This is a genomic window from Polyangium sp. 6x1 (assembly GCF_029946515.1).
Classification (GTDB): domain Bacteria; phylum Myxococcota_A; class Polyangia; order Polyangiales; family Polyangiaceae; genus Polyangium.
In genome coordinates, this window is record NZ_JARZHH010000031.1 from 63,615 (window position 1) to 80,531 (window position 16,917).

Consider the following 16,917-nt stretch of genomic DNA (forward strand, 5'->3'; position numbering starts at 1 on the left):
CCCCGTCCCGACCGGGGGGTCACGAACCCCCACGGTCGTCTCTCGTGCCGTGCGCACGAACCGCGACGCGAGGACGCTTGACGGGAGCGATGGGCGCCCATAAGTGACCGGCGGGTCAACATGGTGTCCTCTGCCTCCCGTTTCGCGTCCTCGTCCTCGCCCCGCAGCAAGAAGCGCATCCTCTCGGCATGCACGCTCGCCCTGCTGCTCGGCGCACCCGCCGCGGCCCTCGCGCAACCCGCGCCCGCCGCCCGCGAGCAACCCGCTCCCGCCACCCCCGCGGCCGCGCCCGCGCCGCCCCCTCCCGCGACCGATCGCATCGCAGAAGCCCTCGCGCCCCAGTCCGGAGGCCTGACCCCGGACGAAGCCGCGCGCATCGCGCTTCGCATCCGCCCGTCGCTGCGCGTCAAGCAGGCCGAGCTCCGCGCCGCCGCCGCGCGCGTCGATCAGGCGCTCCTGAACTACCTGCCGCGCGTCACCGTGGGCGCAGGCTACACGCGCCTGTCGCGCGTCGAGAACGTGCTCGGCGCGCCGTCGACGGCCTACGTGGGCACGAACCTGGACCCGGCGAACCCGCAGCAGATCCCGGTGCAGCCAGGGCCGCTCGTGTCGAGGCCGTGCCCGCCGCCCTTGTCAGGGGACTGCGTCACGGACATCGCGGGTACGGCGATCACGGCGGTGCAGGCCCCGGCGTTCTCGTTCCCCGTGCTCTTGAACTCGTACTCGCTGACGGCCTCGATCGCGCTGCCGATCTCGGACTACGTGCTGCGCATCTCGCAGGGCTACGCGTCCGCGTCGCACGCCGAGAGCGCGAAGCGGCTGGAGCTCGAAGCCGAGGGGCTGACGGTCGCCGCCGACGCGAAGGTCGCGTTCTTCAATTGGGTGCGCGCCAAGGGCAGCGCAGTCGTGGCGAAAGAAGCCGTGGCGCAGGCCGAGGCGCACCTCAAGGACGCGCAGAACACCTTCGCGGCGGGGCTCATCTCGAAGGCCGACGTGCTGCGCCTCGAAGCGCAGGTCGCGTCCGCGCAGCAGGTCCAGGCCGACGCGGACGCGCTCGCCTCGCTCGCGGAGGAGCAGATCCGGATCTCGCTCGCGCTGCCGGCCGGAAAGGCGCTCGCGATCGGCGTGGACGTGCTGCACGCGCCAGCGGAGCCGAGCACGGCGCAGCTCACGGCGCTGCAAGACGAGGCCCTCGCGCGGCGGCTGGAGATCCGCGCACTCGACGAGACGGAGCACTCGCTGAAGAAGCAAGTCTCGCTCGCCCGCGCAGGCTATTTCCCGCGCATCGACGGGTTCGCCGAGGGTCAGTACCAGAACCCAAACCAGCGCGTCTTCCCGCAGACGGACGAGTTCCGGTTCACGTGGAACGCAGGCGTACGACTTTCTTGGACCATCAACGATACGCTCACCACGATCCCCGCCGTGACCGAGGCGAAGTCGCGCGTGGAGCAGATCGCCGCGCAGAAGGAGCAACTCCTCCAGGGGCTCAAGCTCGAGGTGGCGTCGGCCTACGCAGAGCTGAAGCGCGCCGAAGCAAACATCGACGCAGCCGATCGCGGTCTCGCAGCAGCAGAGGAGGGCCTGCGCGTGCAGAACGAGCTCTTCCGCGCAGGACGCGCGACAGGCGTGGCACTCGTCGACGCCGAGGCCGAGGTGACGCGCGCACGTCTACGCCGCGTGGATGCCCGCGTCGGGATCCTCGTGGCCCGGACGCGGCTTGAGCATGCGACAGGGCGCGACGTGGAGAAGAGCGCGACGGCGGCGAAGTAGACTCTTCTCGATGGCGCCTCGCTGGGGCTTTGCCCCAGGCCCCACCAGGAGCTGTCCGCTCCTGGACCTGGACCAGCGCAAGCGCTGGACTCGTGGTCGATGAACTGCGCTCCGCGCAGTTCATCGAACGGGCCAGGTCAAGACCACGGGCGATCCTGCCAACTGAGACAGCCGCACGGACGTTTCGACTGGCGAGGCGGTACCAGCGACGGCCTGTGGGAAGAACTGCGCTGCGCGCAGTTCTTCCTCAAACGGTCCAGGGCTCGCCTGCAGAGCGGGGTGGACAGCTTAAAAACTCTCCCCGCATCGACTGCGCTTCGCGCAGTCGATGCCTGGAGGTCCAGGGCTGGCCCTGGTCCGGGTCCAGGGGTGGACAACCCCTGGTCGGGGTCCGGGGTGAAACCCCGGCGCGACGCTTCAGGGCGGGTTTGCCCACTGGCCTCCCCTGGTGTGCGCCCTCCTCCTCGCGGGGCCTTTCTCCAGCAATGACAAACAGCGACACCTAGGCTACCGTGGGGGCGATGATTACCGTCGGCTGCGCCGGCTTTCCCGTCCCAGCGACGCGGTATTTCCGCGAATTCATGTTCGTGGAGGTGCAGGAAACCCACATGTCCATGCCTGGCCCTGGCACCATCCGGCGGTGGCGGCGTGAGGCACCGGAGGGGTTTCGGTTCGCGTTGCTTGGTCCGCGTGAGGTGGGGCAGGAGGGGTTCCGGGACGGCAAGGTCATCGAGACGGCGCTCAAGGGTCTCGAGGGCGTCGCGGAGGAGCTCGAGGCGAAGACGGCGGTCTTCGTGGCGCCGCCTGAGTTTGCGCCCAGCAAGACGAACAAGGGCATGCTCCGCGAGTTCCTCCATGCGGTGCGCTCGCGCTTCGACCGCGTCGTCTATGAGCCTGCGCCTGGGTGGGATCCTGACGAGTGTGATGAGCTCACGCAGGAGGTTGGCGCTCTTGCGGCGCGTGATCCGCTCGTCTCGGGCCTCTCGAAGCTGCCGACGGGGTACTACCGCCTGCATGGGCCTGCGGGTCACAAGTCGCGGTACGAGGATCCGGCGATCGAAAAGCTCGCTGACATCGCTCGGGGCGGCAGACACCACAAGGATGCGACGTACGTGTTCACGAACGTCGACATGTTTGCGGATGCCAAGCGCTTCAAGAAGGCCTTGAAGCTGTAAAGTTCGCGCTTCGCCGCCGTTCGCGCTGGGTGCCTCACGCGCGCCGCTTCTCGCGGGCGGGGGCTTGCGTTAGGCTGCGATCGTGCGCGCTTGGCTGGCTAGCTTCTTCCTGCTCGCGCCGACCTTGGTGCTGGCGTCGAGTTGTGCCCTCGAAGGCTTCGAGAAGTACACGCCTCCGCTCGAGCCTGTCGAGACCTGCGGTCATGCCGCGGTGCCGGGGCCTCCGGCGCCGACGCCCCCGAATGACGCCGAGCCTGAGGTCGAGTTCGTCGTGGCGCTGCGTGTCCTCCGCTTGAAGACGGACAGGGACGGCGGCGATCTCGGGCTCGATCTCGACCGGTTTTGTAGCTGTCAGGGGGAGGAGCGGTCGTGCATCCCGCCGGCGGGCCAGCCGGAGAAGTTGAGCTGTGACAAGGCGATGGGGCGGGACAACCAGATGCCCGCGCTCTTTGGCCTCGTCGAGCTTGCGCTCCAGGTGCAGGACCTGTCGGAGCGCTACAGCCTGTTCGCCGAGCTCGGCAACTGGGGCCTCATCTTCCATGTCAGCGACTACAACGGCCAGCCGAACGACTCCAAGGTGCGCGTCGCCTGGTACGGGAGCGAAGGGACTGCGGCTCAGCCGGCCTGGGATGGCAACGACGCTTGGCCGCTCTCGACGAGCACGATCGAGAACGGGCTGCCGAAGTACTTCGACAACGACGCGTACGTGACCGACGGCATGCTCGTCGTCTCGGCGCCGACGGGCGGGATCGCGATCGCTGGCGGCAACACGCGGCTCCACATCAACCTGTCGTCCGGCACGATCCAGGCGAAGATCACGAAGGACGAGCTCGACCGCTGGGTGCTGCGTGATGGCCTCATCGCGGGGCGTATCCCGCAGCTCGAGCTCTTCCGCATGGTGCAGAGCTTCCGCGACGACACGGGAAAACCGTTCTGCACCGACAACATCTTCTGGGGCGCGACGCAGGATGCGTTCTGCCGCGGCCTCGACGTTCAGACCGGCCCGCCCGAGCCGAACAAGCCCTGCAATGCCGTCTCGTTCGCGGCTGGCTTCGACGCTGATCCCGCGGTGCTCGGCGTGCCGAAGGATCCGAACCCCGATACGCCGGGCTGCCCTGCCGAGACCGATCCGATCGCGTCGTTCCAGATGTTCGGCTGCCCGCCGCCGCCGAACCCCTGATTCATTCCATCGCGGCGTCGCTTGCGTCGCCCGCGTCGGGCGTGGCCGGCGGCGTCGTGCCTGCGTCCTCGGGCTTCGCGACGAACGCGCAGTCGGCGAGGCGCTCGGGCTTGCGTGTGATCACGGTGCACGGCGTGATCGCGGCGGGATCCGCGCCTGCGACGAGCGGCTCGGCGGGGCAGTCGGCCATGCTCGCGGCGCCGGCGCGCGCGCAGGCGGCCACGGCGCGCACGGCTTCGACGCAGCGGGCCGTGGCGTCGGCCCCGGGCTCGACGCCGCTCTGCAGGCCGTGCAGGCATTGATCGCGGTAGAGGTCGATGCAGTACGTCGCTTCGGCCTCGGTGGCGCCGCAGGCCTGCGTGGCCTCGCACCGCGCCGACTCGATCTCCCGGCATGCGTCGAGCCCCACGCTGCTCGTGCCGCACGCGCTGGCGGCGCTGCCGACGAGCAAGCCGAAGGCCGCGGCGAGGAGGTGACGGGGTGTCGGGCGCACGCGCACGGCGGTCCGGTAGCATGGCTCTTGGCCATGCGTCGAGCTTTCCGCAAAGCTACGCGCCGCCGCGCCGCCCCGACGGAACGTCTGGCCGTCCTGGGCGCGCGCGAGCCCCGGGAAGTCCATGACCACCGCGATGATCCTCTGCGCCGGCCTCGGCACGCGATTGCGACCGATCACCGACGAGCTGCCCAAGCCGCTCGTGTGGGTCGGGAACCGGCCGCTGCTCTTTCACATCGTCGACAGGCTCGCGCGTGCGGGCGTGACCCGCGTCGTGCTCAACACGCACCACCTCGCCGAGCGCTTCACGAAGAGCCTGCTCGCGGAGCTGCCGATCGCGTCGCGTGTCCTCCACGAGCCGAAGATCCTCGGCACGGCGGGCGGCGTGGCGGCTGCGGCGTCTGCGATCGGGCCGGGGGAGGTGCTCGTGTGGAACGGCGACATCCTCGCGGATCTCTCGATCTCCGCCCTCGAAGAAGGCCACGCGCGCGCGAGGGCTGCGGGCGCGATCGCCACGCTCGCCGTCGCGCTCCGGCATCCCGACGAGGCGCGCATCGGGGAGGGGACCGTGGGCCTTGGCGAGGACGGGGCGGTCGTGCGGCTGCGCGGCGAGACGTTCGGCCGCGAGGTGCGGGGCGCGGACTTCGTGGGGGTGCAGATCCTCGGCGAGGCGGGGCGCGCGCGCTTGCCCGCGGAGGGCTGCCTCGTCGGGGACGTGTATCTGCCGGCGCTCCGCGCGGGTGAGCGCGTCGCGGCGAGCGCTGTCGTGTCGAGCTTCTGCGACCTGGGTACCCCCGAGGGGTACCTGGAGGAGAACCTGCGGATGTGCGCCGGGGAGGACGGCCTGTTCGGTCGCGACGTGCGCCGCCCGCCCACGGTCTCCTTCGAGCGTTGCGTCCTCGGCGATCACGTCGTGGTGACGGGCCGCGGCGCGCTCCGCGAGGTCGTGGTCTGGCCCGGCGCCACCGTGGAAGCGCCGCTCGAACGCGCGATCGTCCTCGGGAGCGGCACGATCGTCCGCGTCTGAACGAATCAATCCGGGAAGAACGTCTCCACGTGCAGCGCGGGCGAGCCGTCTTCGAGCACGCCGCCCAGGATCGCGAGCGTCCCGTTCGGCGCGGCCACCACCGTCGCGCCCGCGCGTGGCTCCCGCAGGGGACGTTCTTCCACGGCCGGCTCGCTGAGATCGATCATGAACGAGCGCACGAGCTTCGCGCCGAGCGCCTCGTGCCCGACCACGATCACCCGCGATCCGCCCAGCGAAAACGCCTGCGATCGCGAAAGCCCCACCGGAAGCTCCGCGCCCGCCACCTCCTTGGCCGCGCATTCCGACGTGCAGCTCGGGCTCCACGTCCGCGTCTTCGCGCCCGCTCCGGCCGCGTCGATCCCGCCGACGAGCGCCATCCTCCCATCACCCGCGACCACCGCCGCCGCGCCCTCCGTCGCGTCCGCCGGCATGTCCCTCGGGACGAACGCCGTCCCGTCCTCCGGCAGCACCTCGAACCCCGCCGCGCTCGCGCTCCCGGCGGCCACGACGAGCCCCACGCCCGGCGCCCATGCCGCCGCCGCGCCTTTCCGCGCCGCCGACAATCGCAGCACCGAGAGCACACCCTCCGCGCTCACCGCGAGCACTTCGTCCGTCGCCGTCCCCGCCCGCGTCGCGCCGACCACGTAACTCGTGCCGGACGGCGACTCCACCACGAGCCCGCCGGCCACATCTGCGAACGTGCCCGCGCTCTCCGGCCACGCCACCGCGTACATCCCGCTCGCGTCCACGGCGGTCGCGCCCGCGTCCCCGACGAGCATCATCCCGCTCGGCCGTCCCACGATCGTCCGCGCCTCGAGCGGATACGCGTCCGCCACGGCCGGCCCCCAGCCGAGCAGATCGTACGAATCGCCGAGCCGCACCTCGGCCGCGCCGTCCGCGCTCGCCGCCGCGCTCCCGCCCGTCGTCACCAGGTATTGCTCGCCGAACACGGCGACCGGCGCGTCCACGTGCGCCCGCACGAGCCCTCCCGGCGGCCGCGCCCATCGCCCCACGCGTTGCACGAACACCGGCACGTTGCTCACGAACGCGCTCGGCACGATCCCCGTCAGCGACCGCCCGCGCACGACCGTCGCCCCGTCCGCCGTGGTCCCTGTCATCTCGACGCCGAGCGGCTCGTCGTCGGGCACGTCGCCGAGGTCGAACGTCCCGCCGGGCGTCGTCTCGGCGGCGAAGCTCGTCCCGCTCGCCGTTTTGGCCTCGATCCGGACCTTCGTCACGGCGGGCGCGGCCGAGAACGTGTCCTCCTCGTGTCCCGTCACGATCTGCAACGTCCGCTCGATCGGCTCCTCGCTGCATCCGCTCCCGAGGAGGGCTGCGGCCACGAGCCACCCAGCGCGCTGGTCCATTCGAGCGCTCACGCGGCGCGAGCGTAGCCCGAGCCTGGCCGCTTTTCATCTGGCCGCCGCGCCGCGCGCCCCCCGTGCTAGCAGGGACCTCGCCGTGCTCGTCGGTCGACAGCTCCCCCTCGCGCCCGATCCGATCGCCCTCGCCGATCGCCTCCGCGAAGCCTCTGCGGACCGCCTCGCCCTGCTCCACGCGGCCGACCGCACTCCCGGCCCTTACGCGCGATTCTCCTACGTCGCGTGTGACCCCGATCGCACGTCGAGCGCCCTCGACCCGCTCGCCGACGACCCTGATTTCCCGTTCGGCGGCGCGACGGGCACGTTTCGGTCCGTCCCGCGCTGGATCGGCGTGCTCCCGTACGAAGGACACCGGCACCTCGAACGTCCCGGCTGGTCACCCCGCGAAGGTGATCGGCGGCCGCGGGCGATGCTCGAACGACCGCTCTGGCTCCGGTACCCGGCCGTCGTCGTCGTGGATCACGCCGAGGGTCGCGTGTTCGTGGTCGGCGTCACGTACGACCATGTCGAGGCGCTTTCGCGGCGCCTGCTCGCGACGCCTGCGCCTGCGGGGCGGGGGCCGTTCGCGGTCGAGGTCGCGGACGCCGAGCCGACGCGGCTCCACCTGGAGCGGATCCTCGCCGCCAAGGAGCTCATCGCCCGTGGGGAGCTTTACCAGGTCAACCTGGCGCGACGGCTCCTCGTGTCGCTCGTGCGCGGCGAGCCGCTCGACCTGCACCGCCGCCTGAGCGCCGCCGCGCCGTCCCCGTTCGCCGCGTGCTTGCACCTGGGTCGTGATCTGGCGGTGGTGTCCACCTCACCGGAATTGCTCCTCGAAGCCCAAACGAGGCATCTCCCCGAAGGTTTGGAGTTTCGGGGAGATAAATTGCGACCCTTCATGTCGAACCTGCGAGAGGGGCGAAATCGGCCGGATCGGGGAGGGGATCAACCACAGAGGGCCGTTCTGAATTCGGTACCTTTCGGTCGATTGTTCACGTGTCCCATCAAGGGCACGCGTCCTCGCGGAAAAGATGCCCGCGAGGACGCCGCGCTCGTCCAGGAGCTCGACCAGGATCCCAAAGAAAACGCCGAGCTCACGATGATCGTGGATGTGGAACGTAACGATCTCGGTCGTGTCGCGGCCGTGGGATCGGTCCAGGTTCTCCACGGACCCGGTGTGGTGACGCACAGAACCATCCACCACCGCGAGGCCCTGCTCGGGGCGTGGACGCGGCCCGGCGCGACCCGGCACGACGTCCTCGCCGCGATGGTCCCGAGCGGCAGCGTCACCGGCGCGCCCAAGGTCCGGGCCATGGAGGTCATCGCCCGCCTCGAGAGCGCTCGCCGCGGCCTCTACACCGGCGGCTTCGGCCTCGTCGCCCACGACGGCAGCGTCACCCTCGCCATGGCCATCCGCACCGTCGTGCTCCAGGGTCGTGAGGGCGAATACTTCACCGGCGGCGGCATCGTCGCCGACTCCGACCCCGCCCGCGAGCTCGAAGAGACCCGCTGGAAGGCCGTGCAGCTCGAAAAAGCGGCAAATCGGGCCTTCGTGGGGTCCTGATGTGCGCTCGTGTAAGATTATGTGTTGACAGAAAGTTGGTGGTTCGAGCGGCCTCGGGGTACTAATCCGCCCGTACGATGGGCGTCGAAGAGCAAGTTCGGAATCTGGTGGTGGGAGCACTCACCGATCTGGCGGGGAGTGGGGTCCTGCCGTCGGAAGTCACGTCGGCAGCGTTCTCGGTGGAGCGTCCGAAGCGCCCCGAGCACGGAGACCTGGCGACGAACGCGGCCCTCGCGATCCAGAAGGCGGCGAAGAAGCCGCCTCGGGAGATCGCGACGCTGCTCGCCGAGCGGCTCGGCAAAGAGCCCGACATCCGCGCGGTGGAGATCGCCGGTCCGGGCTTTTTGAACCTGCGCCTCGCGCCGGCGATCTATCAGCGCGTGCTCGGCGACGTGATGGCCGCGGGGCCCGCGTTCGGGCGAGGGCCCGCGGGGCTCGGCGAGCGGGTGCTCGTGGAGTTCGTCAGCGCGAACCCGACGGGCCCGCTGCTCATCTCGCACGGTCGAGGCGCGATCCTCGGCGACGCGGTGGCGACGCTGCTGGAGTCCGTGGGGCACCGCGTCACGCGCGAGTACTACATCAACGACTTCGGCAACCAGATCCGGCTGCTCGCGGCGAGCGTGCTCGCCGTGGCGCTCGGCCGCGAGCCGCCCGAGGGCGGCTACGGCAAGAACGACTACCTCGAGGATCTCGTCGCCTGGCTGCAGAAGACGACCCCCGAGCTCATCGCCGACGACAAGGTCGACGAGCTCGCGCGCGTGTGCGTGACGCGCATGCTCGACGGCGTGCCGGGCTCGAAGGCGCTGCCGGGCATCAAGAAGACGCTCGCGTCGCTGCGCATCCAGTTCGACGGCTGGTACTCCGAGGAGAGCCTGCATCGCTGGGGCCGCGTGGGCGCGGCGCTCGCGGAGCTTCAGACGCGCGGCTACCTCGAGGAGCGCGAAGGCGCGCTCTTCTTCAAGAGCACCGACGAGGGCGACGACAAGGATCGCGTCGTGAAGAAGCGCGACGGGTACTACACGTATTTCGCGAGCGACATCGCCTACCACGCCGACAAGATCGGCCGCGGCTACGATCGGCTCGTGAACGTGCTCGGCGCCGATCACCACGGCTACACGGCGCGTGTGCGCGGCGCGCTCGCGGCGCTCGGCCTGCCGAAGGAGCGCTTCGAGGTCGTGCTCTACCAGCTCGTGAACCTGCTGCGCGACGGCAAGCCCTACAAGATGGGCAAGCGGCTCGGCAACCTCGTCACGATCGAGGAGGTCGTCGACGAGATCGACGAGGCGGCGCGGCGGAAGGGCGCCGGGGCCGACGCGCTCCGCTACTTCTACCTCGCGCGGCGGAGCGACACGACGATCGATCTCGACATCGAGCTCGCCAAGAAGGCCTCGATGGACAACCCCGTCTTCTACCTGCAGTACGGCTACGCGCGCCTCTGCTCGATCCTGCGCCGCGCCCAGGAAAAGTTTGGGCTCCAAGTACCCAGGCATTCGGCCGCGCTCGCGGCGCGCCTCGAGCACCCGGACGAGCTCGCGATCCTCGGGCGCCTCGGGCGTTTCCCCGGCGTGGTGGCGGAGGCCGCGGCGCTGCGGGAGCCGCACCGGATCCTGTTCTACCTGCAGGAGCTCTCGCAGGATTTCCAGAGCTACTTCACGCGGCTGAAGAAGGACGGCGACACGATCCTGCCGCTCGACGCGCAGACGGCGGAGGCGGGCTGGCAGGAGAGGTGGGATCGCCAGAAGAGCGAGGCGCGGCTGCTCTGGATCGAGTCGATCCGCACGGTGTACGCCGCGGGGCTCAAGCTCGCGGGCATCACCGCCCTCGAGCGCATGCACAAGCTCGAAGGCGAAGCGACGGCGGCGGCAGAAGAAGAGGAGGCCGAGGCGTCATGACCGTACGTTCGGACATGGGAGACGGCGGGGCCATCAAGAACCTGGAGGACATCCAGGAGGCCGATCCCGCCGCGCGACCGTCGCGCGCCTCGGCGCTCGTGCTCGCCTCGCTCGGCGGCGCGTGCATCATGTTCGCGGCCGTCGCGCTGCTCCGCGCGCCCGTGAAGGAGAAGCCCGCGAACGTCGATCCGCTCGGCGATCTCGTGGCGAAGGCGCATCCCGCGGGCGTGAAGGTGGACAAGAAGCCGGATCTCGCCGGCCACGAGATCACCTTCCCGGGGATGCTCTCCGACACGAAGAACACGACGGCGCTCGAAGCCGTGCGCTCGCCGCAGTCCGGAAAGCCGGCGCCGGAGGCCACGCCCGCGGCGTTCCCGTTGCCGCCGCCGGAGACGGTCGCCGACAAGCTGCCGCCGTCGCCGTTGCCTGCGCAGCACATCCTGCAGGCGCCGCCGGACTCGGCCGCGGGTCGCGACACGCTCACGCAGATGGCGAAGCACGTCGCGCGGGAAGACGGCGCCGAGTCCGCGGAGGCCGGCGGGCCGGGGCAGTACCAGCTCCAGGTGAGCTCGTTCAAGACGCAGCAGGAGGGCGACAAGTTCGCCGCCGCGCTGCGCCGGAGGGGCCACCGCGCCTACGTCGAGCCCGCGATGGTGAAGGGCCGCGGGCTCTGGTACCGCGTGCGCATCGGCCCCTTCAAGTACAAGCACTCGGCCACGATCTACCGGCAGGACTTTGAAGCGAAGGAGCGACTCGTCACGTTCATCGTCGAGCCGCCGAAGAAGGACGCCGCCGGAAAACTCCCGGACGAGAGCGCCGCGCAGTAATCGCTTACCGCCCGATCCCCCAGATTTCGCCCGTCGCCCAGGTCGCGTCGAAGAGCGACAACGCCCCGTGCACGACCTCTGCGGGCGTACCGAAGCGTCCGAGCGGGGAGCGGGCGGCGAGGCGATGCAGGCGCGTCGGATCGGCGTCGGCCTCGGGATCAGCGACGATGCCGATCGCGAGCAGGTTGACGCGCACCTGCGGCGCGAGCTCGACGGCGAGCGCGCGCAGGCCCGTCTGCAGCGCGCCCTTCGCGGTCAGGTACGCGACGTGGTTCGGGAAGGGCCGCGTGACACCCGCGTCGACGAGCGCGACGACCGCGCCCTCGGTGCGCGTGAGCTCCTCGGAGAGCGCGTTCACGAGCAAGAGCGGCGCGACCGCGTGCACGGCGAGCGTGTTCTCGAGGTCCTCGCGCGAGAGCTTTTCGAGCGGCGTGTGCGGGAACGGGCCGCAGGCGAGGAGGACGCCGTCGAGGCGTCCGCCTTCGAGCACGCCCTTCGCGATGCGCTCGGGTGCGTCGCGATCCCTGAGATCGGCGCAGACGATGGTGGGGCGGCCGGTGGGCTCGCGCGTGAGCTCGTCGGCGAGGGCGTCGAGGCGCGGCTGGCTGCGGGCCGTGATGGCGACGTGGTCCCCGCGCTCGACGAGGGCCTTGGCGATGGCGACGCCGAGCCTGCCGGTGGCGCCGACGACGAGGATACGCTTCGGATCGTGGGCGATCGTCATCCCTGCTCCTGGTCTCTGTCTCTCGGGTGGGAAACGTGGGCGTCGTTCGGGCGCGTGTCGTCGGTCACGGAGGCGGCGACGTGGAGCTCGCAAGAGAGCACGCCCTTCGTGCCGGCGATCTTGCCCGCGAGCGCGGAGAGGTGTTCCGAGGGGCCGCGCAGCACGAGCGTGTCGAGGTAGCGATCGCGATCGATCCGCACGTGCTGGCTCGCGACGACGAGGTCGGCGCTGAGGGACTCGGGCTCCGACAGACGGAGAACCTCGGCGCGCACGTGGGGCTTGTAGACGACGGAGAGCGTGGCGACGACGGCGGCGCCGCGGTCCCACGCGGCGCGCGTGAGATCGGCGCGCACGAGATCGCGGATCGCCTCGGAGCGGTTCTCGTAGCCGAGCGCCGCGATGCGCCGATCGAACTCGGTGAGCAGCGCGCGGTCCATGGCCACGCCGAAGCGGACGAGGTCGCTCATCGTTCGCACACCGTATCAGCTCACTGCTTCTTCCGGTCGAGGTGCCTGCGCGCGGCCTCCTGGATGGCGGCCGTCACGTTCTTGCTCTTGGCGAGCTGGCGGACGTCGGCTTCGCGGAGGAGCGGGATCAGGCGCGTCGACATGGTGAGGGGCGTCTTCGGGTTCTCCACGAGGTTGCGCTTGATCGTGTAGCTCTTCAGCCACTCGGCGTTCGAGCCGAGGATCCGCAGCACCTCCTCGGAGACGTTGCGGTTCTTCGTGATGAGGTTGACCTCGTCCTCCTGGAGCATGGGGCTCCGGGCGACGGCGCTCGCCACGAGGCGGTTTCTCTCGCGCACGAGCAGGAGCCGCTCCTCCTTCGAGCCGAGCTGCGCGCGCCGCACCTTCTGGCTGACGCTCATCTCCGCGATGAGCTTGTAGAGCGGCCTGAACTTCGGCTTGACGGCCTCGGTGCCCTCGTCGCTCGCCTCGTGGGTGTCCTCGGGCGCGGGCGAGGCGAGTGTGTCGGCGAGCGCGGCGGTCTCGGCGAAGAGGACGTCGTCGGGCGTGGGCTCCTCGGACGCCTCGGGGACGAGCTCGCCTTCGAGCGCCGCGGCGGCCTCGCGGAAGGCGGGGATCCCGGAGAGCTCGAGCCCGTTCCGACGCGCGAGGTCGACGATGCGATCGGCCGTGGACATGCGCGTCGCCCGGTTCATGTAGAGCAGCTCGATGAGGCGCGGGTGGGCGAGCAGGCGCGCCTCGTTCGTGGCCACGAGCTCGGTGACGAGCTCGGTCCCCGTGCGCGCGAGGTGCTCGATCGTCTCCAGATCGACGCGCGGCATCGTGACGAGCTTTTCGAGGACCTCGACCTTGCCGTCCGAGGCCCTCGCGAGGGCGTCGATCACGGCGGGGGAGAGGTCGCTCCCGAGGGCGCCTGCGAGCAGCGGCGGGGGCAGGGCGGCGAGCGTCGCGCGCGCGGTGCTGGCGACCTCGGCGCGCTCGCTTTTCGCGAGGAGCACGACGACGGCGAGGGCGTCGGCCGGCTTGAGGCCCGGCGCGACGCCGCGCGCGGCGAGCTCTTGCAGCTTCGGCGGCGCGCTCGGGTCGACGAGCTTCTGGGCCGGGCCTGGCAGGGAGCTGATGTCGATGGGGGCGACCATGGTGGACCTGTGCTCTTCCGGCCGGCTTGCCATTGCTGGAGACCGTGCTCGGCACTATTCTCACCGACGTCGCGGTCCGTCGCGGCGAAAAGTTCGAGCCATGGGAAGCGGGCTTGCCAAAAGCGGGTTCCGCATGACGTGGCAAGGCGTCCGTCCCGCCGGCTCGCGGGCGGAGAGCAGGGAGCTCGACATGGGGATCATGGATTTCGTCAAGGGTGGCGTGCGCGAGATGATGATCGCGCGCCCCGATAGGTTCAAAAACCTCATCGTCTACAAGCACCCGGATCAGAACGTCCCGTTCTGGTCGCAGCTCACCGTCGACAGCGACGAGTGCGCGCTCTTCTTCAAGGACGGCAAGTACGTGGGTTACCTGCCGCCGGGGCGTCACACGCTGCAGACGCAGAACATCCCGTTCCTGAACAACCTCATCAACAGCTTCACGGGCGGCGACGTCTTCATCGCGGAGATCTACTTCGTGAAGATGCAGCCGATCCGGAGCGTCCCGTTCGGCGGACCGCTCGAGTCGATGGAGGATCCGATCCTCTACGAGTTCGTCACGCCGCGCATCTTCGGCGAGTTCTCGCTCGTCGTGACGGACCCGGTGCGGTTCGTCATCGGCTACCACGGCCAGGCGGCCGGCGCGCAGGACAACGACGTGATCCTGAACTGGATCAAGGGCCTGTTCTTCATGAGCGTGAAGACGGTCATCGGCCAGATGTGTGCCCAGCAGGGCAAGAGCCTGCTCAACCTCGGCGGCATGAGCATGGAGATCGCGGGGCGCATCCAGCAGAGCGCGCCGAACCTCGACGAGATCGGGGTCAAGATCCTGCAGATCGGCAACTTCAACATCAACTTCGCGGCCGACGATCAGAAGCGCCTCACGGAGGCGAACAAGGCGCGTGCCGAGGCGCGTCGCGGCGTCGGGATCGCGGCGGACACGGCGCGGGCGAACCAGTTCCAGCTCGATCAGAAGTTCCAGCAGGACGCGCGCAACGCGCAGTACCTCGGGACCAACCCGGGTTGGAACAACTACGCGGCCGGGCAGGCGATGATGGGCGCCGGCGAGGGCATGGCCAAGGGCGGCGGGAACACGGGCGTCGCGCAGCTCGGCGCGCAGGCCGCGATCGGCATGGGCATGGCGCAGATGATGCACCCGCAGAACTTCCAGCAGCCGCAATACGCCCAGCAGCAGCCTCCGCAGCAGCCGCAGCAGCAGGCGGCCGGCGGCGCGCAGAGCGTGGAGCAGCGGCTCCAGAAGCTCGCTTCGCTGAAGCAGCAAGGCCTCATCAGCGAAGAGGACTTCAACGCGCGCAAGGCGAAGATCCTCGAAGAGATCTGAGCGGCCGATCGGCCTCGACGGGAGGGCACGGGCGCCTCGCGGGAGCCGCGGGCGCTCGTGCTTCGTAACGTTCGAGAAGGTTGCCCGAGCCTCGGGCGCATTGATACCGTGGGGCTCGGGGGATCGCGGCGGGGGCCGACGGTTTGTCCCCGCGCGGGAGACCCTTTTTGAGGACGCGGCCAGCCGGTTCCTCGGGTAGAGTTGTTCAGTGGCGCGAACCATCCGCATAGGGAACGACGCTCCGGCGCCTTCGCCCGCCCCTCCTCGCGAGTCGAACGGAGCCGCCGGGGACGCTTTGCACGCGACGGACGGCAAGCAAAAGCGGGCGCGCGCCCGGCGCTGCCCCGCTTGCGACAAGTGCTTCTCCGGCGAGGTGCGCTTCTGCCCGTACGACGGCGATGCGCTCATCGACGCGCCGGACTGGAACCCGAACGCCGACCCGCTGATCGGCCAGATCATCGACGCGCGCTACGAGGTCGTGTCGGTGCTCGGCGAGGGCGGCACGGGCTCGGTGTACGAGGTCCGGCACACGACGCTCGGTCGTAGGTTCGCCCTCAAGGTGCTGCGCGCCGACATCGCGCGGGACGCGCAGATCGTCACGCGGTTCATCCAGGAAGCGAAGGCGGCCGCGGCGATCGGGCATCCGAACATCGTCGCCGTGAGCGACTTCGGCGAGGTCGTTCCGGACAAGAGCGCGCCGCTCAGCTCGAAGGTCCCGTACTTCGTGATGGAGCTGCTCACGGGCAGCTCGCTCGCGAGCGTGCTGCGCAGCGAGCGGATCCTGCCGGCGGATCGCACGGCGGCGATCGGCCTCCAGTGCGCGCTCGGCCTCGCGTCGGCGCACGAGGCGGGCGTCATCCACCGCGATCTCAAGCCGGACAACGTCTTCCTCGTCCGCAGCGGCGATCGCGAGTTCGTAAAGCTGCTCGATTTCGGCCTCGCGAAGATCGCGGGCACGAGCCGCGTCACGCGCCAGGGCATCATCTTCGGCACGCCGCACTACATGAGCCCCGAGCAAGCGATGGGGCAGCCGGTGGATCACCGCACCGACATCTACGCGCTCGGCGTGATCATGTACGAGTGCCTGACCGGCCGCGTGCCCTTCGAGGCGGACAGCTTCAAGGGCGTGCTCGATCAGCACATCCACGGCGCGGCCGTGCCCGTCGAGCAACGCGTCCCCGATCCCACGCAGATCGGGCCGCTCGGCGAGATCATCAACCGTTGCCTCGCGAAAAACCCGGCCGAGCGGTTCGCCACGATGGCGGAGCTCGCGGCCGCGCTCGAAGAGGCGATGGGGCTCATCCCGCAGAGCGGCGACCTCATGTTCGGCGAGGAAGGGCAGGCGATCGGCCCGCCGCGCGCGGAAAAACGCGAGGCGCCCGCTGCGTCGGCCGCGCGTGGGCCGCTCGTCGTGGTGCTCGCCGCGGCCACGGTGATCGCGCTCGGCGTGGTCGCGTATCTCGCGATCCAGCCGCCGCTCAACCCGCAGACGACGAACGCGACGGCGACGGCCCCCACGACGCAGGCCACGCCGACGGCCACGGTGCCCGCGACGCCGACGACGCCGGCCGCGGTCGCGACGCCTGCGCCGACGCCGACGGTGACGACGCCGGCCACGGTCGCGACCGAGGATCCGACGGCGCCGACGCAGACCACGCAGGTCGCGCCGCCTCCGACGGGCGCGCAGACGGCCGTGGTGCGGCCGTTTGGCACGACGACCGGCGGGACGTTGAAGAGCACAGGCTCGCCGCCCACCGCGACGGCGCCTGCGACGACGCCGACCGCGCCGCCCACCTCGACGACGAAGAAGAAGTCGGGCGGTGGTGGAGACGTCGTGGATCCGTGGGGCTAACCGGGGATGCCGGCGTTCTCGATCACCTGCTGATGACGGGCTCTTGCTGCCGGGCTTGCTCGACTTGACACCCGACGCGCGCCCTCGCCATCCTTCCTGGGCGGAAA

General features: G+C 70.3%; 14 protein-coding genes. 9 read left to right on the plus strand and 5 right to left on the minus strand.

The window, feature by feature from the left end:
* The first annotated feature begins 120 nt into the window (after positions 1-120).
* The 3 genes from QHF85_RS26840 (at position 121) to QHF85_RS26850 (ending at position 4,125) form a co-directional block, all read left to right on the plus strand.
* Positions 121-1,770 carry a TolC family protein gene (locus QHF85_RS26840; RefSeq protein ID WP_281330175.1) on the plus strand — a complete coding sequence of 550 codons (1,650 nt, stop codon included), beginning with the start codon at positions 121-123 and terminating at the stop codon, positions 1,768-1,770.
* Between the two features lie 521 nt (positions 1,771-2,291).
* Positions 2,292-2,945 (plus strand): DUF72 domain-containing protein, encoded by a 654-nt coding sequence (locus QHF85_RS26845; RefSeq protein ID WP_136929637.1) that lies wholly within the window; start codon positions 2,292-2,294, stop codon positions 2,943-2,945.
* Positions 2,946-3,027: 82 nt separating this feature from the next.
* Positions 3,028-4,125, plus strand: a complete 1,098-nt coding sequence (locus tag QHF85_RS26850; RefSeq protein ID WP_281330176.1) for a hypothetical protein — start codon at positions 3,028-3,030, stop codon at positions 4,123-4,125.
* Between the two features lies 1 nt (position 4,126).
* On the opposite strand, the gene QHF85_RS26855 is transcribed toward QHF85_RS26850, so the two are convergent.
* The gene (locus tag QHF85_RS26855) at positions 4,127-4,624 is read right to left on the minus strand and encodes a hypothetical protein (RefSeq protein WP_281330177.1); all 498 of its coding nucleotides are present in this window, start codon (positions 4,622-4,624) and stop codon (positions 4,127-4,129) included.
* A 118-nt stretch (positions 4,625-4,742) separates the two neighbouring features.
* Between QHF85_RS26855 and QHF85_RS26860 the strand changes: the two genes are divergently transcribed.
* Positions 4,743-5,645 (plus strand): sugar phosphate nucleotidyltransferase, encoded by a 903-nt coding sequence (locus tag QHF85_RS26860; RefSeq protein ID WP_281330178.1) that lies wholly within the window; start codon positions 4,743-4,745, stop codon positions 5,643-5,645.
* Between the two features lie 5 nt (positions 5,646-5,650).
* Here QHF85_RS26860 and QHF85_RS26865 read toward each other — a convergent pair whose 3' ends face one another.
* The gene (locus tag QHF85_RS26865; RefSeq protein WP_281330179.1) at positions 5,651-7,024 is read right to left on the minus strand and encodes a hypothetical protein; all 1,374 of its coding nucleotides are present in this window, start codon (positions 7,022-7,024) and stop codon (positions 5,651-5,653) included.
* A gap of 82 nt (positions 7,025-7,106) precedes the next feature.
* Here QHF85_RS26865 and QHF85_RS26870 point away from each other — a divergent pair, with 82 nt between their 5' ends.
* The 3 genes from QHF85_RS26870 to QHF85_RS26880 all read left to right on the plus strand — a co-directional run bounded on the left by QHF85_RS26870 (position 7,107) and on the right by QHF85_RS26880 (position 11,289).
* Positions 7,107-8,570, plus strand: a complete 1,464-nt coding sequence (locus tag QHF85_RS26870; protein ID WP_281330180.1) for an anthranilate synthase component I family protein — start codon at positions 7,107-7,109, stop codon at positions 8,568-8,570.
* A 77-nt stretch (positions 8,571-8,647) separates the two neighbouring features.
* The gene (gene argS / locus QHF85_RS26875; RefSeq protein ID WP_281330181.1) at positions 8,648-10,462 is read left to right on the plus strand and encodes an arginine--tRNA ligase; all 1,815 of its coding nucleotides are present in this window, start codon (positions 8,648-8,650) and stop codon (positions 10,460-10,462) included.
* On the plus strand, positions 10,459-11,289 hold the full coding sequence (locus tag QHF85_RS26880) for an SPOR domain-containing protein (RefSeq protein ID WP_281330182.1): 831 nt from the start codon (positions 10,459-10,461) through the stop codon (positions 11,287-11,289). Before argS ends, QHF85_RS26880 begins: the two co-directional genes overlap by 4 nt.
* Positions 11,290-11,293: 4 nt before the next feature.
* Here QHF85_RS26880 and QHF85_RS26885 read toward each other — a convergent pair whose 3' ends face one another.
* The 3 genes from QHF85_RS26885 to QHF85_RS26895 are packed head-to-tail and all read right to left on the minus strand — an operon-like array spanning position 11,294 to position 13,619.
* Entirely contained in the window at positions 11,294-12,013 is a 720-nt protein-coding gene (locus QHF85_RS26885; protein WP_281330183.1) for an SDR family oxidoreductase, read from the minus strand.
* On the minus strand, positions 12,010-12,480 hold the full coding sequence (gene nikR, locus QHF85_RS26890) for a nickel-responsive transcriptional regulator NikR (RefSeq protein ID WP_281330184.1): 471 nt from the start codon (positions 12,478-12,480) through the stop codon (positions 12,010-12,012). Before nikR ends, QHF85_RS26885 begins: the two co-directional genes overlap by 4 nt.
* A 20-nt stretch (positions 12,481-12,500) precedes the next feature.
* Positions 12,501-13,619: a hypothetical protein gene (locus QHF85_RS26895; RefSeq protein WP_281330185.1), complete on the minus strand. Its 1,119-nt coding sequence runs from the start codon at positions 13,617-13,619 to the stop codon at positions 12,501-12,503.
* A 100-nt stretch (positions 13,620-13,719) separates the two neighbouring features.
* Between QHF85_RS26895 and QHF85_RS26900 the strand changes: the two genes are divergently transcribed.
* Together QHF85_RS26900 and QHF85_RS26905 are read left to right on the plus strand one after the other, a co-directional pair.
* On the plus strand, positions 13,720-14,958 hold the full coding sequence (locus QHF85_RS26900; protein WP_281330186.1) for an SPFH domain-containing protein: 1,239 nt from the start codon (positions 13,720-13,722) through the stop codon (positions 14,956-14,958).
* A 295-nt stretch (positions 14,959-15,253) separates the two neighbouring features.
* A complete protein-coding gene (locus QHF85_RS26905) occupies positions 15,254-16,810 on the plus strand; it encodes a serine/threonine-protein kinase (protein ID WP_281330187.1) in 1,557 nt (518 codons plus the stop codon).
* The last annotated feature ends 107 nt before the right edge of the window (positions 16,811-16,917 follow it).